The sequence below is a fragment of the Mycobacterium sp. URHD0025 genome (assembly GCF_000426065.1).
Lineage (GTDB): Bacteria > Actinomycetota > Actinomycetes > Mycobacteriales > Mycobacteriaceae > Mycobacterium.
This window is the reverse complement of record NZ_AUEQ01000014.1, coordinates 1-23,149: the sequence shown is the minus strand read 5'-3', so window position 1 is coordinate 23,149 and position 23,149 is coordinate 1. Positions and strand designations below refer to the sequence as shown.

At 64.4% G+C, this 23,149-nt stretch carries 16 protein-coding genes and 2 rRNA genes; 7 read left to right on the top strand and 11 right to left on the bottom strand.

The features are described 5' to 3' along the window. Positions 1-13: 13 nt before the first annotated feature. Complete coding sequence (locus H977_RS0121905) at positions 14-1,456, top strand: neutral zinc metallopeptidase (protein ID WP_029109881.1); 1,443 nt, start codon at positions 14-16, stop codon at positions 1,454-1,456. Positions 1,457-1,473: 17 nt separating this feature from the next. Here H977_RS0121905 and H977_RS0121900 read toward each other — a convergent pair whose 3' ends face one another. The 3 genes from H977_RS0121900 to H977_RS0121890 form a co-directional block, all read right to left on the bottom strand. Then, positions 1,474-2,199, bottom strand: coding sequence for an MspA family porin (locus tag H977_RS0121900; protein ID WP_029109880.1), 726 nt, complete (start codon positions 2,197-2,199; stop codon positions 1,474-1,476). A gap of 78 nt (positions 2,200-2,277) precedes the next feature. Then, on the bottom strand, positions 2,278-3,126 hold the full coding sequence (locus H977_RS0121895) for a virginiamycin B lyase family protein (protein WP_029109879.1): 849 nt from the start codon (positions 3,124-3,126) through the stop codon (positions 2,278-2,280). Then, positions 3,123-5,744, bottom strand: coding sequence for a glycosyltransferase family 1 protein (locus tag H977_RS0121890; RefSeq protein WP_029109878.1), 2,622 nt, complete (start codon positions 5,742-5,744; stop codon positions 3,123-3,125). Before H977_RS0121890 ends, H977_RS0121895 begins: the two co-directional genes overlap by 4 nt. 184 nt (positions 5,745-5,928) lie before the next feature. On the opposite strand from H977_RS0121890, the gene H977_RS0121885 reads away from it, so the two are divergent. Beyond that, a complete protein-coding gene (locus H977_RS0121885; RefSeq protein ID WP_029109877.1) occupies positions 5,929-8,007 on the top strand; it encodes an alpha-1,4-glucan--maltose-1-phosphate maltosyltransferase in 2,079 nt (692 codons plus the stop codon). Between the two features lie 7 nt (positions 8,008-8,014). Continuing rightward, positions 8,015-10,222 carry a 1,4-alpha-glucan branching protein GlgB gene (gene glgB, locus H977_RS0121880; RefSeq protein WP_029109876.1) on the top strand — a complete coding sequence of 736 codons (2,208 nt, stop codon included), beginning with the start codon at positions 8,015-8,017 and terminating at the stop codon, positions 10,220-10,222. A 77-nt stretch (positions 10,223-10,299) separates the two neighbouring features. Here the strand turns inward: glgB and H977_RS0121875 are convergent, their stop codons facing one another. From H977_RS0121875 to H977_RS0121865, 3 genes are read right to left on the bottom strand one after another with little or no spacing between them, the layout of a single operon-like run. Further along, positions 10,300-11,205: a tetratricopeptide repeat protein gene (locus tag H977_RS0121875; RefSeq protein WP_029109875.1), complete on the bottom strand. Its 906-nt coding sequence runs from the start codon at positions 11,203-11,205 to the stop codon at positions 10,300-10,302. A 13-nt stretch (positions 11,206-11,218) separates the two neighbouring features. Next, entirely contained in the window at positions 11,219-11,602 is a 384-nt protein-coding gene (locus H977_RS0121870; protein WP_029109874.1) for a DUF3817 domain-containing protein, read from the bottom strand. 44 nt (positions 11,603-11,646) lie between these two features. After that, positions 11,647-12,840 carry an acetyl-CoA C-acetyltransferase gene (locus tag H977_RS0121865; RefSeq protein WP_036476740.1) on the bottom strand — a complete coding sequence of 398 codons (1,194 nt, stop codon included), beginning with the start codon at positions 12,838-12,840 and terminating at the stop codon, positions 11,647-11,649. Positions 12,841-12,923: 83 nt separating this feature from the next. Between H977_RS0121865 and mce the strand changes: the two genes are divergently transcribed. Continuing rightward, positions 12,924-13,397: a methylmalonyl-CoA epimerase gene (gene mce / locus H977_RS0121860; RefSeq protein ID WP_029109872.1), complete on the top strand. Its 474-nt coding sequence runs from the start codon at positions 12,924-12,926 to the stop codon at positions 13,395-13,397. Between the two features lie 4 nt (positions 13,398-13,401). On the opposite strand, the gene H977_RS0121855 is transcribed toward mce, so the two are convergent. Then, positions 13,402-13,683 (bottom strand): Rv1322 family protein, encoded by a 282-nt coding sequence (locus H977_RS0121855; protein WP_036476737.1) that lies wholly within the window; start codon positions 13,681-13,683, stop codon positions 13,402-13,404. Next, complete coding sequence (gene nucS / locus H977_RS0121850) at positions 13,683-14,354, bottom strand: endonuclease NucS (RefSeq protein WP_036476825.1); 672 nt, start codon at positions 14,352-14,354, stop codon at positions 13,683-13,685. Before nucS ends, H977_RS0121855 begins: the two co-directional genes overlap by 1 nt. Positions 14,355-14,400: 46 nt before the next feature. On the opposite strand from nucS, the gene H977_RS0121845 reads away from it, so the two are divergent. Continuing rightward, the gene (locus tag H977_RS0121845; protein ID WP_029109869.1) at positions 14,401-16,005 is read left to right on the top strand and encodes an adenylate/guanylate cyclase domain-containing protein; all 1,605 of its coding nucleotides are present in this window, start codon (positions 14,401-14,403) and stop codon (positions 16,003-16,005) included. Here the strand turns inward: H977_RS0121845 and glsA are convergent. Beyond that, positions 16,002-17,285 (bottom strand): glutaminase A, encoded by a 1,284-nt coding sequence (gene glsA / locus H977_RS0121840; protein WP_029109868.1) that lies wholly within the window; start codon positions 17,283-17,285, stop codon positions 16,002-16,004. The two genes, H977_RS0121845 and glsA, sit on opposite strands and share 4 nt — an antisense overlap. Before the next feature lie 87 nt (positions 17,286-17,372). Here glsA and H977_RS0121835 point away from each other — a divergent pair, with 87 nt between their 5' ends. Continuing rightward, positions 17,373-18,866 carry a DNA-3-methyladenine glycosylase 2 family protein gene (locus H977_RS0121835; RefSeq protein ID WP_029109867.1) on the top strand — a complete coding sequence of 498 codons (1,494 nt, stop codon included), beginning with the start codon at positions 17,373-17,375 and terminating at the stop codon, positions 18,864-18,866. Continuing rightward, positions 18,863-19,360, top strand: a complete 498-nt coding sequence (locus H977_RS0121830; protein ID WP_029109866.1) for a methylated-DNA--[protein]-cysteine S-methyltransferase — start codon at positions 18,863-18,865, stop codon at positions 19,358-19,360. The genes H977_RS0121835 and H977_RS0121830 overlap by 4 nt, the downstream gene beginning before the upstream one ends. 101 nt (positions 19,361-19,461) lie before the next feature. Here the strand turns inward: H977_RS0121830 and rrf are convergent. After that, a 5S ribosomal RNA gene (rrf, locus tag H977_RS0121825) occupies positions 19,462-19,575 on the bottom strand. A 158-nt stretch (positions 19,576-19,733) separates the two neighbouring features. Further along, positions 19,734-22,860: ribosomal RNA gene (locus H977_RS0121820) — 23S ribosomal RNA — on the bottom strand. Positions 22,861-23,149: the final 289 nt, after the last annotated feature.

Here is a 23,149-nt window from a genome sequence, read left to right as displayed (position 1 = left end):
GGAAGGTAGCGATATGAGCCGACGCACCCTGTTCGGCTTCGCGGTCGCGGTGTGCACGCTGTTGCCATCGGCCGCATGCTCATCCCTGGTCGGTGGCACGGCGGTATCCGTGTTCAGCGACCCCTTCTCAGTGGCGGGCATGCCGGCCACCGACGGCTCCAGCGGGCTGCGCCCCGACGCCGCGACACCCACCCGCAAGGTGACCAACACCGACGGCGGCAAGATCGACAATCTCGCCGCCAGCGCCGTCAGTGACCTCGAGGAGTTCTGGTCGGACGCGTACTCCGAGGTGTTCAAGGGCGAGTTCCAACCGGTGCGCGCGCTGATCTCCTGGGACGCCGAAGGATTCGACGGACAGTTCTGCGGGATGGACACCTACGGGCTGGTCAACGCCGCGTTCTGCAAGCCAGACCGGACCATCGGCTGGGACCGGGGCGTGCTGATGCCCGGCTTACGCCAGAACAACGGCGACATGGGTGCCGTCATGGTGCTCGCGCACGAGTACGGTCATGCGATCCAGCAGCAGGCCGGGCTGATCAACCGCAAGACACCCACCCTGGTCGCCGAGCAGCAGGCCGACTGCCTCGCCGGCACCTACATGCGATGGGTCGCCCAGGGTGATTCTCCGCGGTTCGCGCTCAGCACCGCCGACGGGCTCAACAAGCTGCTGGCGGCGGTGGTGGCGTTCCGTGATCCGCTTCTGACCGAGGCGCAAGCCCAGGTCGGGATCGATGAGCACGGGTCGGCGTTCGAACGGATCTCGGCCTTTCAGTTCGGGTTCACCGACGGGCCGGGGGCCTGTGCCGCAATCGACGTCAAGGAGATCGATCAGCGCCGGGGCGAGCTTCCCGTCCTGCTACCCGAGGACCAGAGCGGCGACCTGGACATCGCCGAACGCTGGGTCCGCTCGTTGGTCGACGCGCTCAACGTCATCTTCAAACCCGACGCTCCCCCGCAACTCGATTTCCGGCCCGACGCTGCCCTCGACTGTCCGGGCGCACGGCCAAGCCCGCCCACCTCCTACTGCCCCGACACCAACACCATCGTGATCGATCTGGACGAACTGCAAGCGTTGGCAGCGCCGTCCGACGAGGCCGACGTCGGCGGTCTGGCCGGCGGCGACAACACCGCCTTCTCCGTGCTGATCTCGCGCTACACGCTGGCCCTGCAGCATGCCCGCGGCCTGGTCCTCGACAACGCCGAGGCAGCGCTGCGCACGGCCTGCCTCACCGGAGTGGCCACGGCAAAGATGACCAAACCCGTGAACCTGCCCAACGGCGACACCATTCTGCTGACCGCGGGTGACGTCGATGAAGCGGTATCAGGGATCCTCACAAACGGGTTGGCGGCCAGCGACGTCAACGGCGAGTCGGTGCCGTCGGGCTTCGCCCGCATCGACGCGTTCCGGGTCGGCATCCTCGGTGACGAGGAACGCTGCCTCAAGCGGTTCGCCTGACGGCGGGCGGTTTCTGCTCAGACCACTTTCGTGGTCCCGTACCACGCCAGCACCGCTTCGGATTCATCGGTCGAACGGGTCAGCACCGCATAGGACCGGATGAACGACTGCCCCACGCAGCCGTCGATCTTCACTCGGAAGTTGCTGATCATCACCCACGGCTCGGTGCCCTTGAACTCCTTTTCGACCACCGGGATGAGGTTGATGATGCCGGGTTTGAGACCGATCGTGATTCCACCGCCGATGTTCGCGCCGACTCCCGGCAGGATGCCCTCGGGCCATGGCGAAACCACATCGGTGCCGAGAAGGCCGATGGACGTGTTGAGTCCGGCGGTACCCGTCAAGGAGACGCCGTTGGAGGTGCTCATGTCGATCCCGCAGCCGATTTGGTAACCGGCCTCCAAGGTGCCGCGAGGATCACCGTGGTCGGGACCGGACATCGCACCGCGGTACGTCCCGCCGACCACATATTCGCGTGAGGACACCGCGGTGGTCAGTGGCGGTACGACGGCCTGTGTTTCGTCGGCCGCCGACACGATCAGTGTCCAGCCATCCGGGGTCTTGAGGTTGGCCGGCGGGGTCGACTCGACCAGCTCGGCGGCGGCCGGTTGGTCCGGCGCGGGCACCACATCGGCGACGACCTCGGCGTCAGGGGGGACGACGGGATCGGCCCAAGCCGGTGTGATCGATACGGCGCAGGCCGTGAACAGGGCGGTGAACAGTCCGAACGAGCGAATCAACACAGGCGGCCTCTCGTTACGGTTTCCCCGCGGGAACAAGACTGCCTATGTACTTACCCGACCGTCAGTGCGCCCCGTCACTCAGGTGGGCATTTTCAGGACGAAACCACACTCCAGCGCCACCCAGCAGGCGCCGTCGGGACCGATGGCCAATCCGTGCGGCTCGCTGCCGGACGGCAGGTCGATGGTGACCACTTCCCCGTCGCCGCTGATGCGGGCGATCTGATCTGCACCCCACAGACTGACCCACACTCCGTCGGTCGGGTCGGCGACCACCGCATGCGGTTTGCCCGGCAGGTCCAACTCCTGAATGGCGTCGTTCACCGGGATTCTGCCGATCTTGTCCGCACGGATCTCGGTGAACCACACGGCATCGTCGTGAGTGGCCGCGATACCGACGGGACCGGCTGCGGCAGTGGGCAATTCGCGGACTTTGAGGGATCCCTCGACGGTCAGCCGGCCCACCGCACCGGTCTCGTTGAGCGTGAACCACAACGCGCCATCGGGCCCCTCGGTGATCATCGACGGCATCCCGCCCACCGTGGCCGCGGTGCTGATCTCACCGTCGGTGCCGATTCTGCCGATCTCGCCCGAGGACATCGTGGTGAACCACAACGCGTCGTCGGGACCCGCGGTGATCCCGAACGGCGCACTGCCCCCGCGCAATTCGAAAGAGCTCAACTCCCCCGCGGTGGTGATGCGGCCGATCCGATCATCGCCGGACCGGGTGAACCACAATGCCCCGTCCGGTCCGGCCGCGATGATCGACGGACGTGAGCCTTCTCCGACCGAGTAGGTGCTGACCTCACCGGTGGACGAAACCCGGGCGACGGCGCCACCATGCACCAGCGTCACCCACATCGCGCCATCGCTTCCGGCAGCCAGCGCGTACGGTCCACCATCGAGCTGAACTTTGAGCGCTCTACTCAAGCCAGCGCCACCAAGCCGAGCTCGTTGTCGGCGGTCAGCAGCCGGTGGTGCGGCAACACGCGGACGGTGTACCCCACCGGCCCGGCCACCGGCAGCGGCGTGCTGATCGAGAACACCTCGGTATCGCCCTCGGCCGAACCGGTGTGCGCCATCTGCACGGTCACCGGGTTCAGGATCACGTCACCTGCGTCCACCCGGCCCAGCACGGCCTGCACCGTCACCTCGTCGGGCCGCAGACCAGCCAGCTGCACCGTGGCGGTCAGCGTCAGCTGTGACCCGAGCAGCGGCGTATCGGGCAAGCCGTAGCTGTCCACGTCGGTGATCTGAATCTTCGGCCAGGCTTCCTGCGCACGGCGCCGGTAATCGGCCAATTCCCGGGCCGCCCCGAACGGCTCCCCCGATGGCGCCTCGACGGTCTGGCGCAACGACTGCGCCGCAGGCAGGTAGTACTTCTCGGTGTAGTCCCGCACCATGCGCGACGCCAGTACCTTCGGCCCGAGCACCTGCAGCGTGTGGCGAACCATCTCGACCCAGCGGGTCGGCACCCCGTGCTCGTCGCGCTCGTAGAACTTCGGTGTCACGGCGTGTTCGAGGAGGTCGTAGAGGGCCGCGGCCTCCAGGTCATCGCGCCGGGCCTCGTCGTCCACTCCGTCGGCCGTCGGGATCTCCCAGCCGTTCTCGCCGTCGTACCACTCATCCCACCAGCCGTCCCTGATAGAGAGGTTCAGCCCGCCGTTGAGTGCACTCTTCATGCCCGACGTGCCGCAGGCCTCCAACGGCCGCAGCGGATTGTTGAGCCAGACGTCGCAACCCCAGTACAGCAACCGGGCCATCGACATGTCGTAGTCCGGCAGGAACGCGATGCGGTGCCGCACCTCGGGCCGGTCGGCGAACCGCACGATCTGCTGGATCAGCGCCTTGCCGCCGTCGTCGGCAGGGTGCGATTTGCCCGCCACGATCAGCTGCACGGGCCGCTTCTCGTCGAGCAGCAGTTTCTCCAGCCGCTCCGGGTCGCGCAGCATCAGCGTCAGCCGCTTGTAGGTGGGCACCCGCCGGGCGAACCCGACAGTCAGCACCGACGGATCGAAAGCTGTTGCGATCCAGCCCAGTTCGGCCTCAGACGCGCCACGTTCCAGCCAGGAGCGACGCAGGCGGTCACGCACGTCGCCGATCAGCGTCTCGCGCAGCTGGGAGCGGATCCACCACATGTGTCCGGGTTCGACCTCCTGCAGCCGCTCCCACACCGCCGGTTCGGCCGCCTCCGAACCGATCAGCTCCCGTCCCAGGGCCAGCCACTGCGGGGCCGCCCAGGTCGGGGCGTGCACACCGTTGGTGATCGATCCGATCGGCACCTCGGCCTGGTCGAACCCCGGCCACAGGTCGTTGAACATGCCCCGGCTGACCTGACCGTGCAGCAGCGACACCCCGTTGGCCCGCTGCGCGAGCCGCAGACCCATGTGCGCCATGTTGAACTTCGACGGATCGTCCTCGGCACCGAACGCGACCACCCGGTCCAGCGGCACTCCGGGCAACAGCCGGGAGTCGGCCGGACCGCGCGATGGATCCTCTTCGCGCGAGGGCTCATCGGCCGGGCCGCCGAAGTAGCGCTTCACCATCTCGACCGGGAACCGGTCGATGCCGGCCGGCACCGGGGTGTGGGTGGTGAACACGGTCGAGGACCGCACCACGGTCAGCGCGGTGTCGAAATCCAGTCCCGCCGCGACCAATTCGCGAATCCGTTCGACCCCGAGAAAGCCCGCGTGGCCCTCGTTCATGTGGAAAACCTCAGGGGCATGCAGATTCTCGATCTCGGTGAAGGCTCGGATCGCACGCACCCCGCCGATACCGGCCAGGATCTCCTGCTTGATGCGGTGTTCCTGGTCGCCGCCGTACAGCCGGTCGGTCACCCCGCGCAGTTCGTGCTCGTTCTCCGGAACGTCGGAATCGAGCAGGAGCAGCGGAATCCGGCCGACCTGCGCGATCCAGACCCGAGCCCGCAGCTCACGGGCATCCGGCAACGCCAACTTCACCAGCACCGGCGCGCCGGACGCGTCGTTGAGCAACCGCAACGGCAGCCCTTGCGGGTCCAGCGACGGATAGGTCTCATGCTGCCAACCGTCGGCGGTCAGGGACTGCCGGAAATACCCCGAGCGGTAGTACAGGCCCACCGCGATCAGGGGCAGCCCGAGATCCGAGGCGGATTTCAGATGGTCACCGGCCAGGATCCCCAGACCGCCCGAATAGTTGGGCAATACTTCGGCGACACCGAACTCCATCGAGAAATAGGCGATTCCCTTCGGCATCTCGACGCCGTCGGCGATCTGTTGCTGGTACCACAGCGGCCGGCTGAGGTAGGTGTCCAGGTCCGCGGCCAACTCGTCGAGGCGGCCCAGAAACGATTCGTCGGCGGCCAGTTCGTCGAGCCGCTGCGGACTGACCGCTCCCAGCAGGGCCACCGGGTCGCCGTTGGTCTGCTGCCACAGCTCGGCGTCGATGACAGCAAACAAATCCTGGGTCGGTTTGTGCCACGACCACCGGAGGTTGATCGACAGTCGTTCCAGCGCCGCCAACCGCTCGGGAAGGTGAGTGCGGACGGTGAACCTTCTCAGGGCTTTCACGCGTCCCAACCTTACTGACAATTCCGACCCGTGCAGCGGTGAGGGATATCCGTTCAGGCAACGTATCCCTGCGCGGCTCTTAACGCCCGCGAGATTGAACAGCCCACTACGGTGGGTATCAGACGCGACAAGGCAAGTGAACGACAGACAGCCGCTTGACCGTGGCGACGTGAGGAGTGGATGGGTGGCCGGTCGTATCGGAATCGACGATGTCGCGCCCGTGGTCTTCTGCGGGCAGTTCCCGGCAAAAGCCGTCGTCGGCGAGGTCGTCCCGGTGCGGGCCACGGTCTGGCGCGAAGGCCACGACGCCGTCGCGGCCACGCTGGTGGTGCGTTACCTCGGCACCGAGTACCCGCGGCTGGCCACCGGGCCGGGCACCGCGCAGGTACCTGTGCCGATCGGCGAGGTGATGCGTCCCACCCAGCGGATCAAGCCACAGGCCCTGCCCATGTCCACCGGGCACACCCCCGATGTCTTCCACGGCCAGTTCACGCCGGACAGCGTCGGTCTGTGGACGTACCGCGTAGACGGCTGGGGTGATCCGCTGGCGACCTGGCGGCACGCGGTCGAAGCCAAGCTCGGCGCCGGCCAGAGCGAGGCCGAGCTGGCCAACGACCTGCTGATCGGGGCACGCCTGCTCCAGCGCGCGGCCACCGGGGTGCCCCGCAAACTACGCGATCCATTGCTCGAGGCCGCCGCAGTGCTCCGCACGCCCGGCGATCCCTTCATTCGCGCCGGTGCAGCGCTTTCCGACGAGGTCACCGAACTGCTCGACCAGTACCCGCTGCGCGAGTTGGTCACCCGCGGTGAGCAATACGGTGTCTGGGTGGACCGTCCGCTGGCCCGGTTCTCCTCGTGGTACGAGATGTTCCCGCGCTCTACAGGCGGCCGGGACAAGGCCGGACATCCGGTGCACGGGACGTTCGCCACCGCCGCCGATCAACTGCCCCGCATCGCCCGCATGGGTTTCAACATCGTCTACCTGCCGCCCATCCACCCCATCGGCAAGGTGCACCGCAAGGGCCGCAACAACGCAGTGACCGCGGCGCCGGACGACGTCGGTTCGCCATGGGCCATCGGGAGCGACGAAGGCGGTCACGACGCCGTACACCCCGCACTGGGCACGATCGACGACTTCGATGCCTTCGTCGCAGCGGCCCGCGAGCAGGGCGTGGAGGTGGCCCTCGATCTGGCGCTGCAATGCGCGCCCGATCATCCTTGGGCCGCAGCGCATCCGGAGTGGTTCACGGTGCTGCCGGACGGCACGATCGCCTACGCGGAGAACCCGCCCAAGAAGTACCAGGACATCTATCCGCTCAACTTCGACAACGATCCCGCCGGGCTGTACCACGAGGTGCTGCGGGTGGTGCGATTCTGGATCTCGCACGGCGTCAAGGTTTTCCGCGTCGACAACCCGCACACCAAACCGCCGAACTTCTGGGTCTGGCTGATCGCCGAGGTCAAGAACGAGGATCCGGACGTACTGTTCCTGTCCGAGGCCTTCACCCGGCCGGCCCGGCTCTACGGCCTGGCCAAACGCGGCTTCACCCAGTCCTACACGTACTTCACGTGGCGCACCAGTAAGTGGGAGATCACCGAATTCGGCAACGAGATCACAGAAAACGCCGACAGCGCACGGCCCAGCCTCTGGGTCAACACCCCTGACATCCTGCACGAGTCGCTGCAGCACGGCGGTCCGGGCATGTTCGCGATCCGCGCGGTGCTGGCCGCCACCATGAGCCCGTCGTGGGGCATGTACTCGGGCTTCGAACTGTTCGAACACCGGGCTGTCCGGGAGGGCAGCGAGGAGTATCTGGACTCCGAGAAATACGAGTTGCGCCCCCGCGACTTCGCCACGGCGCTTGCCGAGGGACGCTCCCTTGAGCCATTCGTCACCCGCCTCAACGAGATCCGGCGTCTGCACCCCGCGCTGCGCCAGCTGCGGACGCTGACCTTCCACCACGTGGACAACGACGCACTGCTCGCCTACAGCAAGTTCGACCCGATCACCGGCGACACCGTCCTCGTGGTGGTCACCCTCAACCCGTTCGGCCCCGAGGAAGCCACATTGTGGTTGAACATGGAGGCACTGGGTATGGAAACACATGACCGGTTCTGGGTACGCGACGAGATCACCGGCGAGGAATACCAGTGGGGGCAGTCGAATTACGTGCGCATCGATCCCGCCAAAGCGGTGGCGCACGTGTTGAACATGCCGCTCGTACCCTATGAGCAACGACTGAGCTTGCTACGCAGGGAATGAGAACGAGATGACACGAAGTAACCACCTCACCGATCTACATCTGCGCCCCGATCCCACCGACATCCAGCGACTGCGGACGGGCCAACACCACGACCCGCATTCGGTACTCGGCGCCCACGAGTACGCCGGCGAGACCGTTATCCGGGCCTTCCGCCCCCACGCCTCCAAAGTCGTCGCTTTGATCGGCGGTGAACGATTCCCGCTGCAGCACATCGATTCCGGACTCTTCGCGGTTGCCGTTCCGTTCACCAATCTCGCGGACTACCGTCTGGAGATCGGCTATCCGGGCGCCGACGACACCATCTTCACCCACACCACCGCCGACGCCTACCGGTTCCTGCCCACGCTCGGCGAGCTCGATCTGCACCTGTTCGCCGAGGGACGCCACGAACGCCTGTGGGAGATCCTGGGAGCCCATCCGCGCAGTTTCACCACCGCCGACGGAGTCGTGGAAGGAGTCTCGTTCGCGGTATGGGCGCCGAATGCCAAGGGCGTCAGCGTCGTCGGTGACTTCAACCACTGGGACGGCAACGAGGCACAGATGCGTGTCCTCGGTTCGTCGGGCGTCTGGGAGCTGTTCTGGCCCGGGTTTCCCGTCGACGGCCTGTACAAGTTTCGGGTCCACGGCGCGGGCGGGGTGACTTCCGACCGGGCCGACCCGATGGCCTTCGCCACTGAAGTTCCGCCGCAGACGGCCTCCCGGGTCACGAGCAGCTCCTACACCTGGAACGACGGCGACTGGATGACCCGGCGCGCCGCGCAGAATCCGGTGTTCGAACCGATGAGCACCTACGAGGTGCACCTGATGTCCTGGCGGCCCGGCCTCAGCTACCGACAGCTGGCCACCGAGCTCACCGAATACGTTGTGGAACAGGGCTTCACCCACGTCGAGCTGCTGCCGGTGGCCGAGCACCCGTTCGGCGGGTCGTGGGGATACCAGGTCACCTCGTACTACGCACCCACGTCGCGGCTGGGAACCCCCGACGATTTTCGACATCTGGTGGATACCCTGCACCAAGCGGGGATCGGGGTGATCGTGGACTGGGTTCCGGCCCACTTCCCGAAGGATGCCTGGGCGCTGGGCCGATTTGACGGAACCCCGCTGTACGAGCACTCCGACCCGCGCCGCGGAGAGCAGCTCGACTGGGGCACCTACGTTTTCGACTTCGGCCGACCCGAGGTGCGCAACTTCCTGGTCGCCAATGCGTTGTATTGGCTGGAGGAATATCACATTGACGGACTGAGGGTGGACGCCGTCGCGTCGATGCTCTACCTCGACTACTCACGTCCGGAGGGTGGCTGGACGCCCAACATCCACGGTGGCCGGGAGAACCTGGAGGCGGTGCAGTTCCTGCAGGAGATGAACGCCACCGTGCACAAGGTCGCCCCGGGAATCGTCACGGTCGCCGAGGAGTCGACGTCGTGGCCAGGCGTCACCCGCCCCACCAACCTTGGCGGCCTTGGTTTTTCGATGAAGTGGAACATGGGCTGGATGAACGACACGCTCGACTACGTCAGCCATGACCCGGTGCACCGCAGCTATCACCACCACGAGATGACGTTCTCGATGCTGTATGCGTTCAGCGAGAACTACGTGCTGCCGATAAGCCATGACGAGGTCGTGCACGGCAAGGGCACCCTGTGGGGCCGGATGCCGGGTGACGATCACGCCAAGGCCGCGGGACTGCGCAGTCTGCTGGCCTACCAGTGGGCGCACCCGGGTAAGCAACTGTTGTTCATGGGCCAGGAATTCGGACAGCGGGCCGAGTGGTCGGAAGAGCGTGGGCTGGACTGGTTCCAGCTCGACGAGCAGGGCTTCTCCGGCGGTGTGCAGCGATTGGTGCGCGATCTCAACGGGATCTATCGCAGTCACCCGGCGCTGTGGAGCCGCGACACCAGCCCCGAGGGCTACTCCTGGATCGACGCGAACGATTCGGCCAACAACGTGCTGAGCTTCCTGCGGTTCGGTGCCGACGGTTCCGTGCTGGCCTGCGTGGTGAACTTCGCCGGCAGTGAGCACAGCGAGTACCGGCTGGGGCTGCCGCACACCGGCGCCTGGCAGGAAGTGCTCAACACCGACGCGACCATCTACAACGGATCGGGCATCGGCAATCTCGGCGCGGTCCAGGCCACTGCGGAACCATGGCACGGTAGGCCCGCATCGGCAGTGATGGTGTTACCGCCGTTGGCGATGCTGTGGTTCGAGCCTGCCTAGGTCCACCCGCGAGCAGACACAAACCTGCCCCTTTTCGAGCGAAAAGGGGCAGGTTTGTGTCTGCTCGGCGGAAGAAATCAGTACAGGGCGTTGGCCAGGTTGCGCCGGCCCGCGACCACGTCGGGATCAGCCGGGTCGAACAAGTCGAACAGCTCGACGAGCCGGGTCCGCACGGCGGTCCGGTCGTCACCGGCAGTGCGCTTGATCAGCGCGATCAGCCGGTCGAAGGCCGCCGACACGTTCTGGGCCAGGATCTCGGCGTCGGCAGCGGCGAATGCCGCCTCGATGTCGTCGGGTGCCGCGTCGGCCGCCGCCACCGCATCGGGACGCTGCGCGGTTGCCCGCTGCAGGAATGCGATCTGCCGGACCGCTCCCTTGGCCTCGGCTTGGTTGGGCTGCGCGTCCAGAATCGCCTGATAGGCAGCTGCCGCCGCGTCGAGATCCCCTTCGTCCAGGTATGCCCTGGCTGCGGCCAGCTCCGGATCGACCTGCTCTGATTCGTCGTCGCCGGCTTCGGATCCGGTCAGCTTGCCCGCCGTCGCCTCGAGCAACGAATCGACCCAGCGCCGCAGTTCGTCGGCCGGTTGCGAGCCCTGGAAGCTGGCGATCGGCTGACCTCCGGCGAGGGCGACCACCGTGGGCACGCCCTGGATGCCGAACATCTGCGCCACCCTCGGGGTGGTGTCGACGTTGACCAGCGCCAGTGACCATTTGCCGTTGTCGGCAGCAGCCAGACCCGCCAAAGCGTCTCCCAGCGCGGCACTGGAATCGCTGCGCGGCGACCACAGCAGCACCACCACCGGTACCTGGCCCGAGCGGACCAGCACCTCGGCTTCGAAGTTGGCTTCGTTCACCTCCGTGACGTTCGCGCTGCCGGCCGCGCTGGGGCTGCTGCCGCCGCCCGTCGCAGGCCGCTGTTTGAGTGCCGAGAGGTCAACCGCGCCGGCCAGCGCCGGCCCGACAGAAGGTCGTGGACGAGTCACGTCATCAAGTCTGTCACGTCGTTTCCGGCACGGCGCCGCCCGGTTGCGCCACCAGGGCCGGAGCCGCACCCGAGCCCAGCCGCGCAGTGCGATCAGCCCACATGACGAAGATCACACTGCCCAATGGCACGATGCTGGCCAGCAAAGCCAGAATCCACGTGCCGACGCCCCACTTGCAGGCCAACCCGACCAGCACGGCGGCCACCACGAAGGCGATGAAGATACCGCCATGGATCGGGCCGAACACCTTGACACCGACCTCGGTGCGGGGGCTGCCCAGGTACTTGAAGTACATGCCGACCAGCAGGCCGGCCCAGCTCACCGCCTCAGCGAGAGCGATGAGCCGGAACCAGCCGGTAACCGTGCGCAGGTCGAAGGAGGTCGTCATGGCCGCCATTGTGCCGGAGCGGCAGTCGAGCTACTACGTTGCGTCGTTGATTGCTACGGACGACGCAGGATCAGGGCATCACCCTGGCCACCGGCGCCACACAGCGCGGCGACGGCGTAGCCGGACCCCTTACGTGCCAGTTCCAGCGCCGCATGCAGGGTGATGCGCGCGCCCGACATCCCGATCGGGTGGCCGATGGCGATGGCGCCGCCGTTGACGTTCACCTTGGCCGGCTCGACACCCAGTTCCTTCGTCGAGGCCAGCGACACCGCAGCGAATGCCTCGTTGATCTCAAGTACGTCGAGTTGGTCGACGCTGATGCCCTCACGCTCGACGGCCTTCTTGATCGCGTTGGCCGGCTGGCTCTGCAGAGTGGAGTCCGGACCGGCCACGACACCGTGCGCCCCGATCTCACAGAGCCAGTCCAGACCCAGTTCCTGAGCCTTGGACTTGCTCATCACGACCACCGCGGCGGCACCGTCGGAGATCTGCGACGACGAGCCGGCGGTGATGGTGCCGTCCTTGCGGAAGGCCGGGCGCAGGCCGCCCAGCGATTCGGCCGTGGTGTTGGCGCGGATGCCCTCGTCCTCGGCGAACTCGATCGGATCGCCCTTGCGCTGCGGGATGGACACCGGAACCACCTCGTCGGCGTACACGCCGTCCTTCCACGCCGCGGCTGCCTTCTGGTGCGACTGGGCGGCGAACTCGTCCTGCTCGGCGCGGGTGAACTTGTCGACGTCGTTGCGCTGTTCGGTGAGCGCGCCCATCGGCTGATCGGTGAACACGTCGTGCAGACCGTCGTAGGCCATGTGGTCGACCAGCGTGGTGTCGCCGTACTTGAAGCCCTCGCGGCTCTTGGGCAGCAGGTGCGGGGCCTGCGACATCGATTCCTGGCCACCTGCGACGACGACCTCGAATTCACCGGCCCGGATGAGCTGATCGGCCAGGGCGATGGCGTCGATGCCGGAAAGGCACATCTTGTTGATGCTCAGCGCAGGCACGTCCCAGCCGATTCCGGCGGCCACCGCGGACTGGCGCGCAGGCATCTGGCCGGCTCCCGCGGTCAGCACCTGGCCCATGATCACGTAGTCCACCAGCGAAGGGCTGACCTTGGCCTTCTCCAGGGCACCGCGGATCGCGATCGCTCCCAGGTCACTGCCGGAAAAATCCTTCAACGAACCCATCAACCTGCCAACCGGAGTACGCGCTCCAGCAACGATCACCGACGTGCGATTTTCCGCAGTCATTTCCTACCTCCAAAGCCTGGGTCCAAGAGCTGTGTGGGCGATCACACATGCGCAAACGTTCGGGTAAAGGTTACCGTTACGTTATGACTGCCGATCAGGTTGACGCCCGTCCACTGCTCGCCAGCGCGCTGGTGACGGCCATCGATCACGTCGGCATCGCGGTCGCCGACCTGGATGCCACCGCGAAGTGGTACCACGACAACCTCGGCATGATCGTCCTGCACGAGGAGATCAACGAGGAACAGGGCGTCCGCGAGGCGATGCTCTCGGTCCGTGGAGCGCCCAAGGGCAGTGCGCAGATCCAGCTCCTGGCGCCGCTGAACGACAAGTCGACGATCGCCAAGTTCATCGACAGCCGCGGCCCCGGCCTGCAGCAGTTGGCCTACCGCACCAGCGACATCGACGCGCTGTCGGAGCGGTTGCGCAGCGGCGGCGTGCGGCTGCTCTACGACGCCCCCCGCAAGGGCACGGCGAACTCGCGGATCAACTTCATCCACCCCAAGGACGCCGGCGGCGTTCTGATCGAGCTGGTGGAACCCTCCAGCGACGAGCACTGAGCGCTCAGGACCACTTCCTCGTCGGGCCGCGAGTAGCTCGGTTCGCCCAGCACGGCGTATGCCAGTGCCTGCGGTCGTCGACATCGCCAACATCGATCGGCAGCACCACCACATGCGCGGTGGCGACACGGATCTCTTGGTCACATCCGGGGCATCGGTATATCTTCACGGCCCGCGACGCGGTCACCGTCCGCACCTCGTATTCGTAGCCGTCGGGCCCGGTCTCGACACGACGCGACGGCGGCAGCGATGCCAACCGACGGTGCTCGCGGGACCGACGACGCATCAGAACAGCCGGTACTCGTCGCTGACCAAGCCCCGCATCTGGTCGTAATCCAGGGTGACACAACGAATTCCACGGTCATTGGCCAACGTCCTGGCCTGCGGCTTGATCTGCTGGGCGGCGAACACGCCTGCCACCGGAGCCAGCACGGTGTCGCGGTTGAGCAGTTCGAGGTAACGCGTCAGCTGTTCGACACCGTCGATCTCCCCGCGGCGCTTGATCTCCACGGCCACCGATCGACCCAGCTCGTCACGGCACATCAGGTCCACCGGCCCGATCGCGGTCGGATACTCGCGGCGCACCAGCGTGTAGCCGGCGCCCAGTAGCTCGACGTGCTCGGCCAGCAGCACCTGCAGATGGGCCTCCACGCCGTCTTTCACCAAGCCGGGATCGACGCCGAGCTCGTGGCTCGAGTCGTGCTCGACGTCCTCGACCGTGATGCGCAACTGCTCACCGGCCTTGTTCTCGACCACCCAGACCGGCACGCCCTCGTTGTCATCCTCAGTGAGCCAGCACGGCGGACTCATCCAGTTCAGCGGCTTGTAGGCGCGATCATCTGCATGGACACTGACCGAACCGTCGGACTTGAACAACAACAGCCGCCGGGCCGATGGGAGGTGGGCGGTCAGCCGCCCGACATAGTCGACGGTGCACTGGGCAATCACGAGGCGCACCCGATCCACCTTAAGGGCATGTCCGACGAACTAGGCTGGCGCCACAATGAACTCCGACAAATCGCTGGCACGACGGCTGGGCCGGGTACTCGAGGGTGTCACCCGCCAGAGCGGCAGGCTCCCGGCCACGCCGGAATACGGATCCTGGGTCCTGGGCCGGGTATCGGAGAGCCAACGCCGGCGCAGAGTACGCATCCAGGTCATTCTCACGACGTTCGTGATCCTCGTGAACCTGCTCGGCATCGGGATCTCGATGATCATCGTCACGCTGCTGTTTCCCTCTCCGAGTGTGTTCGACCCGTCGGTCCGCTGGATCACCTTCATCGTGGCGCCGATCTACATGGCCTCGGCGTTGATCGTCGGAGTGTTCTGGGCGACGACCCGGGTGATCGACAACGTGCGGTGGGCAATCGAGGAACGCCCGCCCACCGTCGCCGACCAGCGGAACACCTTCTTCGCGCCGTTCCGGCTCACCCGCGTACTGCTGGTCTTGTGGGGTCTCGGCACCGCACTGCTGACCACGCTGTATGGGCTCGTCGATACCGATTACATTCCGAAGTTCCTGCTGGGCATCAGCTTTCCCGGCATTGTGTTGTCGGTCAGCTGCCATCTGTTCACAGAGTTCGCACTGCGGCCGGTCGCTGCTCAGGCACTGGAAGCCGGCCCGCCACCCAGCCGCCTGGCCCCGGGCATCATGGGCCGCACCATGGTGGTGTGGGCGCTCAGTTCGGGCGTACCGATCCTGGGCATCATGCTGGCCGCAGTCTTCGCTGTGACGCTCAACAACCTGACCCCGACCCAATTCGCATACGCCGTCATCGGTCTCGGCTCCTTTGCGTTGGTGTTCGGCTTCCTGCTGATGTGGATCCTCTCCTTTCTCACCGCCACCCCGATCAGGGTGGTGCGCGCGGCCCTCAGTCGCGTCGAGCAGGGCGATCTGGACACCAACCTGGTGGTGTTCGACGGCACCGAACTGGGCCAGCTGCAACGCGGATTCAACTCGATGGTGCACGGCTTGCGCGAGCGCGAACGGGTCCGCGATCTGTTCGGCCGTCATGTCGGTCGCGAGGTGGCCGCCCTGGCCGAGCAGCAGAACCCCGTCCTCGGTGGCGAAGAGCGCCACGCCGCAGTGATTTTCGTCGATGTCATCGGTTCGACACAGTTGGTGACCACGCGGCCCGCGGTGGAGGTCGTCGAGCTCCTCAACCGGTTCTTCGCCGTCATCGTCGACGAGGTCGACAACCATCGCGGTCTGGTCAACAAATTCGAGGGTGACGCGATACTGGCGGTCTTCGGTGCACCGATCTCGCTTGCCAATGCCGAGGACGAAGCCCTCGGCGCCGCGCGGGCGATCGCCCAGCGGCTGCGGACCGAGATACCGGAGCTCGAGGCAGGAATCGGGGTCGCGGCCGGGCAGGTGGTGGCGGGCAACGTCGGCGCCAAGCAACGCTTCGAATACACGGTCATCGGCGAGCCGGTCAACGAAGCCGCGCGACTGTGCGAGTTCTCCAAGCAGGTACCCGGGCATTTGGTGGCCTCATCCGACACCATTGCCAACGCCTCCGAAACCGAAAGGGCCCGATGGTCACTGGGCGAATCGGTCACCTTACGGGGCCTGGCCGAGCCGACCCGCGTGGCCGTCCCGGCCTAGCCAGCGGCCCACTGCCGTGCCGCTTCGATCGCCTCGTCGAGGGTGAGGAACACGATCGCGTCGTAATCGTCGCGCCGGTCGGCCGGCACCACGCGACCGTCGGGGTCGACGAGATAAGCCTCCTTGCCCGCTGCGGTCAGACTGGCCCGCATCCCGGTGAGCATGCCGCGCGCGGCATCGTTGATGTCGTCGACCCTGGTGACGTCCAGCACGGCCACGTCGTACTCGCCACGATCCAGCTCGGCGGTCCGCAGCACCTGCTCGGCCCCGGCGAACAACAGATCGCCCTGAACCTCGTAGACCCGAATGCCCGGGCTGACCTCGAACACCGCCCGCAGCGTCGAGGACGATTCTCGGCCGACGGTGAGGAAGTGAAGCCCCAGCTGCGAAGACAAGTCGCGGCACACCTGCACTCCACGGACGCTGTTGCCACGCGAATCCAGGCGTGGTGAGTAGACGCCGATACCGAGTTGACCGGGCAGCACCGCCACGATGCCGCCGCCGACGCCGCTCTTGGCGGGCATGCCCACACCACTGACCCAGTCGCCTGTCGCGTCGTACATCCCGCAGGTCACCATCACGCTGAGGGTGCGCCGGACCACCTTCGCATCGATGACGCGGCGGCCGGTCAAGGGATTGAACCCGCCGCGGGCCAGCGTGGCGGCCATCCGGGCCAGGTCGGTGCTGGTCACCTTCACGGAACACTGGCGGAAGTACACGTCGAGGACCTCGTCCGGATCCCCGTCCAGCACACCGAAACTCGTCAACATGTACGCGATAGCCCGGTTTCGGTTGCCCGTCGCCTTCTCGGAGGCGTACACATCCATGTCGACCTCGAGTCTTCGGCCCGCACATGCGGAGTAAAAGTCATGGATACGGTCGAACCTCTCATCGGCACCGGCGCCGGGAATCAGCGAAACCGCCGCAATGGCACCCGCATTGATCATCGGGTTCTTCGGTGTCTTGGTCACATCGTCCACGCTGATCTCGTTGAACGCCTCACCTGAGGGTTCGACACCGATCCTGGCGTCGACGGCATCCTGGCCGATACGGTCCAGCGCCAGCGCGTACGTGAACGGCTTGGAGATGGACTGGATCGTGAATTCCACTGCGGTGTCGCCAGATTCGTAGACATAGCCGTCCGACGAGGACAGACTCAGCCCGAACCCCTCGGGGTCGACTTTGGCGAGTTCGGGAATGTAGCTCGCCAGGGCGCCTTCGCGCAGTCCGATCTGCTCGGCACGGATCCGGTCCAGGTAGTGCTGTACCAGCTCGGCCACGGGTCGCAGTCTAGCTGCGAGCACACTCCCACGACCATGTCGTTTTTCCGCTAGTGGATCACCGGCAGCCGTGCCATCGTGGAACTCATGCACGAGGATTTCGACCGCTGTTACCGGGCCGTCCAGTCGAAGGACGCCCGGTTCGACGGCTGGTTCGTCACCGCCGTGCTGACCACCGGTATCTACTGCCGCCCCAGCTGCCCGGTGCGGCCGCCTTTTGCCCGCAACATGCGGTTCTATCCGACCGCCGCTGCCGCCCAGGCAGCGGGCTTCCGGGCATGCAAACGGTGCCGGCCGGACGCCTCGCCGGGTTCCCCGGAATGGAACGTGCGCGGCGACGTCGTCGCGCGGTGCATGCGACTGATCGCCGACGGCACCGTGGATCGCGAAGGAGTGACCGGGCTGGCTGCCCGTGTCGGCTACACGACACGGCAGTTGCAGCGCATCATGCAGGCCGAGCTGGGGGCCAATCCCCTTGCGCTGGCCCGGGCGCAACGGACCCAGACGGCCCGGGTGCTGATCGAAACCACCGAGCTGCCTTTTGCCGATGTGGCGTTCGCCGCCGGCTTCGCCAGCATTCGTCAGTTCAACGACACCGTGCGCGCGGTGTCCGACCTGACGCCCACCCAGCTGCGATTGCGGGCTCGCACACGATTCGCCGCCGACGTCTCCGCCGCACCCGGCGTCCTGTCACTGCGACTACCGGTGCGAACCCCTTTTGCCTACGAAGGATTGTTCGGCCATCTGGCGGCCAGCGCGGTGCCGGGGATCGAGGAAGTGCGTGACGGTCAGTACCGGCGGACCCTGCGGCTGCCGCACGGCAACGGCGTCGTCGGCCTGACTCCACGACCCGATCACGTTCTGTGCCAGTTGGTGCTCGACGACTTCCGAGACCTGGCAGCCGCCATCGCCCGGTGCCGGCGCCTGTTGGACCTCGACGCCGATCCCGAAGCGGTGGTGGAAGCGCTTCAGGCCGATCCGGACCTCGCGGCTGTGGTGGCCAAGGCGCCGGGGCAACGCATTCCACGCTCCGTCGACGAATCCGAACTCGCGCTGCGGGTGGTCATCGGACAGCAGGTGTCGATCAAGGCGGCCTGTACACATGTCGGCCGCCTCGTCGCCGGCTACGGAACCGCTGTTCACGACGAGGCCGGAGAGCTGACCCATGTGTTTCCCAGCATCACCGACCTCGCCGGATTGGATCCTGGCGATCTGGCCATGCCGGCGTCGAGAAAACGGACGGTGAAAGCGCTCGTGGAAGCCATCGCCGACGGCGATCTCATCCTCGATCCCGGTTGTGACTGGGACAGGGCCCGCGAACAGTTGCTGGCCCTGCCCGGCGTCGGGCCCTGGACGACGGAGGTGATCGCCATGCGCGGCCTCGGTGATCCAGATGCCTTCCCCGCCACCGATCTCGGTGTGCGCGCCGCCGCCGGGCACCTGGGCCTCCCGCCCGACGAGCTCGTGGGCCACAGCAGCAGATGGCGACCATGGCGCGCATACGCAACACAACATCTCTGGACCACACTGGACCACGCGGTGAACGAATGGCCCCCGCACGATCTACAGGAGAAGTCATGACGACACTGCACTACCGCACCATGGACAGTCCGGTCGGCCTGCTCACGCTGGCGGGGCGCGACGGCAGGCTCATGCACCTACGAATGGTCGATCAGACCTACGAACCGAGCCGCGAAGGCTGGGAGAACGACGACACCGCCTTTGCAGATGCCGTCGACCAACTTTCTGCCTACTTCGCGGGCGAACGTACCGATTTCGACCTCGAACTCGACATGGTCGGCACTCAATTTCAGCGCCGCGTATGGCAGGCGCTGCAAACCATTCCTTACGGGCAGACGTGTTCATACGGTGAGATCGCTCGGCAGATCGGCTCACCGGGGGCATCACGCGCGGTCGGGCTGGCAAATGGCCACAATCCGATCGGCATCATCGTGCCGTGTCATCGGGTGATAGGAGCCAACGGCAGCCTCACCGGTTACGGCGGCGGCCTGGACCGTAAGCGCGCATTGTTGGAATTGGAGAGAAGCCGCACGATGCCGGCTCTCTTCAATTGAAATAGGCTGCGTTTCAATTCCAATCCGGAATTGAAACGCAGCCATATACAAAAATGCCCGAGCCCTCCAATCGAAATTGGAGGGCTCGGGACTTAATTTGTGTTCGGCGGTGTCCTACTTTTCCACCCGACTGGGTAGTATCATCGGCGCTGGCAGGCTTAGCTTCCGGGTTCGGGATGGGACCGGGCGTTTCCCTGCCGCTATGGACCGCCGTAACTCTATTCACTCGTTTGTGAGTGTGAATCTTTGTGTTTTGGTGGTGGGGCGTGGGTTGCACGTCCGCACACAAAGTGAGTGTGGGTGTGTTTTGTGGTGTGGTTGCGAGACAGATGTGCGTCTTACTGAAACTCATCAAACATTGGTGTTTGTTGGTTGTTGTAAGTTTTCGGCCGGTTAGTGCCAGTTCCCTGCACCCATTGCTGGGCTTCCAGGTCTGGTCTATCAATCCCGTGGTCTGCGGGGGGCCTTATCCCTCTAAAAGGGTGAGAAGCCTGGTCTTGGAGGGGGTTTCCCGCTTAGATGCTTTCAGCGGTTATCCTGTCCGAACGTGGCTATCCAGCGGTGCTCCTGGTGGAACAACTGGTATACCAGAGGTTCGTCCGTCCCGGTCCTCTCGTACTAGGGACAGATTTCCTCAAGCTTCTGACGCGCGCGGCGGATAGAGACCGAACTGTCTCACGACGTTCTAAACCCAGCTCGCGTGCCGCTTTAATGGGCGAACAGCCCAACCCTTGGGACCTGCTCCAGCCCCAGGATGCGACGAGCCGACATCGAGGTGCCAAACCATCCCGTCGATATGGACTCTTGGGGAAGATCAGCCTGTTATCCCCGGGGTACCTTTTATCCGTTGAGCGACACCCCTTCCACTCAGAGGTGCCGGATCACTAGTCCCGACTTTCGTCCCTGCTCGACATGTATGTCTCGCAGTCAAGCTCCCTTGTGCACTTACACTCAACACCTGATTGCCGTCCAGGTTGAGGGAACCTTTGGGCGCCTCCGTTACATTTTGGGAGGCAACCGCCCCAGTTAAACTACCCACCAGGCACTGTCCCTGAACCGGATATACGGTCCGAGGTTAGAGGCCCAATACGATCAGAGTGGTATTTCAACAATGACTCCACCCACACTGGCGTGTGAGCTTCACAGTCTCCCACCTATCCTACACAAACCGTATCGAGCACCAATACCAAGTTGTAGTGAAGGTCCCGGGGTCTTTTCGTCCTGCCGCGCGTAACGAGCATCTTTACTCGTAGTGCAATTTCGCCGAGTCTATGGTTGAGACAGTTGAGAAGTCGTTACGCCATTCGTGCAGGTCGGAACTTACCCGACAAGGAATTTCGCTACCTTAGGATGGTTATAGTTACCACCGCCGTTTACTGGGGCTTAAATTCTCCGCTTCACCCCGAAGGGTTAACGGGTCCTCTTAACCTTCCAGCACCGGGCAGGCGTCAGTCCGTATACATCGTCTTGCGACTTCGCACGGACCTGTGTTTTTAGTAAACAGTCGCTTCTCACTGGTTTGTGCCACCCCCTCCCGCTGCCGGCCGTAAAAGCCTTGACGATATGGGGGTCCCCCTTCTCCCGAAGTTACGGGGGCATTTTGCCGAGTTCCTTAACCATAGTTCACTCGTACGCCTTAGTATTCTCTACCTGACCACCTGTGTTGGTTTGGGGTACGGGCCGTGTATGTCCTCGCTAGAGGCTTTTCTTGGCAGCATAGGATCACCGAATTCGCCTCAAACGGCTATGCATCACCTCTCAGGCACATGAAACGCGGATTTGCCTACGTTTCGCCCTACCGGCTTACCCCAGTACAACCACTGACTGGTACGGCTACCTTCCTGCGTCACCCCATCGCTTGACTACTACCCACCGGGGTCCCACGCAGCCCCGTCAACGCCTCACCCCGAAGGGATCGGTCACGACGGTTTTGGATGGTTAGCACAATGGATTCATCATGGACGCACATACACGGGTACGGGAATATCAACCCGTTGTCCATCGACTACGCCTGTCGGCCTCGCCTTAGGTCCCGACTCACCCTGGGAGGACTGGCCTGGCCCAGGAACCCTTGGTCTTTCGGCGGGCAAGGTTCTCACTTGCCTATTCGCTACTCATGCCTGCATTCTCACTCCCACACCCTCCACAGCTAGATCACTCTGCTGCTTCACCGGATGCAGGACGCTCCCCTACCCAGCCAAACAAGTTTGGCTGCCGCGGCTTCGGCGGTGTACTTGAGCCCCGCTACATTATCGGCGCACAATCACTTGACCAGTGAGCTATTACGCACTCTTTCAAGGGTGGCTGCTTCTAAGCCAACCTCCTGGTTGTCTTCGCGACTGCACATCCTTTTCCACTTAGTACACGCTTAGGGGCCTTAGCCGGCGATCTGGGCTGTTTCCCTCTCGACGCACGGAGCTTATCCCCCGCCGTCTCACTGCCACATTCTTGGACTTGTCGGCATTCGGAGTTTGGCTGACGTCAGTAACCCTGTGGGGCCCATCGGCCATCCAGTAGCTCTACCTCCAACAAGAAACATGTGACGCTGCACCTAAATGCATTTCGGGGAGAACCAGCTATCACGGAGTTTGATTGGCCTTTCACCCCTACCCACAGCTCATCCCCTCAGTCTTCAACCTAAGTGGGTTCGGGCCTCCACGCGGTCTTACCCGCGCTTCACCCTGGCCATGGGTAGATCACTCCGCTTCGGGTCCAGAACACACCACTACACCAACCCCTCTGGATTGGATACGCCCTATTCAGACTCGCTTTCGCTGCGGCTACCCCACACGGGTTAACCTCGCGACATGTCCCTGACTCGCAGGCTCATTCTTCAAAAGGCACGCCATCACCCCACGACAAAGTCGAAGGCTCTGACGGATTGTAAGCGCACGGTTTCAGGTACTATTTCACTCCCCTCCCGGGGTACTTTTCACCATTCCCTCACGGTACTAATCCGCTATCGGTCACTGGGAAGTATTCAGGCTTACCGGGTGGTCCCGGCAGATTCACAGCAGATTTCACGGGCCCGCTGCTACTCGGGAACACTGTTCAAGGCAGATGTCAGGTTTTCACGTACCGGGCTCTCACCGTCTACGGCAGGTCATCCCAAACCACTTCCGTTAACCACGACATTTTCTCACTACCCTCCAGCCAGGTAGAACTGGAAAAACAGGTCCCACAACCCCGCACACACAACCCCTACCCGGTATCACATGCATACGGTTTAGCCATCCTCCGCTTTCGCTCGCCACTACTCACGGAATCACTTTTGTTTTCTCTTCCTACGGGTACTGAGATGTTTCACTTCCCCGCGTTCCCCCCTGCACCCTATGTATTCAGATACAGGTAACACGACATCACTCGTGCTGGGTTTCCCCATTCGGACATCCTCGGATCAACGCTCGGTTGGCAGCTCCCCGAGGCATATCGCAGCCTCCAACGTCCTTCATCGGCTCCCAGTGCCAAGGCATCCACCATGCGCCCTTAAACACTTACAACACAAAAACCAAAAAATGAGTTTCAAAAGAAATTGCACATCAATACACACAAAAAGACAGCACCCACCTCAAAGGCCGGCGCCACACATTTTGCGTGCTAGATGCTCGCAACCACTATCCACAAATCAAACACCACACCCCACCACCAAAGTGTGAGGCAACAACACGCCGACACCCCCAACGGAATGCCACCCCCCAAAGAGGGCACGGGCCTGTTGTCTCAAAGCCCAATAGTGTGTTCAGCAGTTTCATCACCGACGCATCTCCCGACGCCGGCAAAACGTTTGTC

What these genes read in the sequence shown, in the direction of transcription:
- H977_RS0121855 (WP_036476737.1), bottom strand. Translation starts at nt 13,683, where the DNA reads ATGCGTCGTCGGTCCCGCGAGCACCGTCGGTTGGCATCGCTGCCGCCG.
- H977_RS0121830 (WP_029109866.1), top strand. Translation starts at nt 18,863, where the DNA reads ATGACGACACTGCACTACCGCACCATGGACAGTCCGGTCGGCCTGCTC.
- H977_RS0121835 (WP_029109867.1), top strand. Translation starts at nt 17,373, where the DNA reads ATGCACGAGGATTTCGACCGCTGTTACCGGGCCGTCCAGTCGAAGGAC.
- H977_RS0121870 (WP_029109874.1), bottom strand. Translation starts at nt 11,602, where the DNA reads ATGGCGGCCATGACGACCTCCTTCGACCTGCGCACGGTTACCGGCTGG.
- glgB (WP_029109876.1), top strand. Translation starts at nt 8,015, where the DNA reads ATGACACGAAGTAACCACCTCACCGATCTACATCTGCGCCCCGATCCC.
- H977_RS0121845 (WP_029109869.1), top strand. Translation starts at nt 14,401, where the DNA reads ATGAACTCCGACAAATCGCTGGCACGACGGCTGGGCCGGGTACTCGAG.
- H977_RS0121905 (WP_029109881.1), top strand. Translation starts at nt 14, where the DNA reads ATGAGCCGACGCACCCTGTTCGGCTTCGCGGTCGCGGTGTGCACGCTG.
- H977_RS0121865 (WP_036476740.1), bottom strand. Translation starts at nt 12,840, where the DNA reads ATGACTGCGGAAAATCGCACGTCGGTGATCGTTGCTGGAGCGCGTACT.
- mce (WP_029109872.1), top strand. Translation starts at nt 12,924, where the DNA reads ATGACTGCCGATCAGGTTGACGCCCGTCCACTGCTCGCCAGCGCGCTG.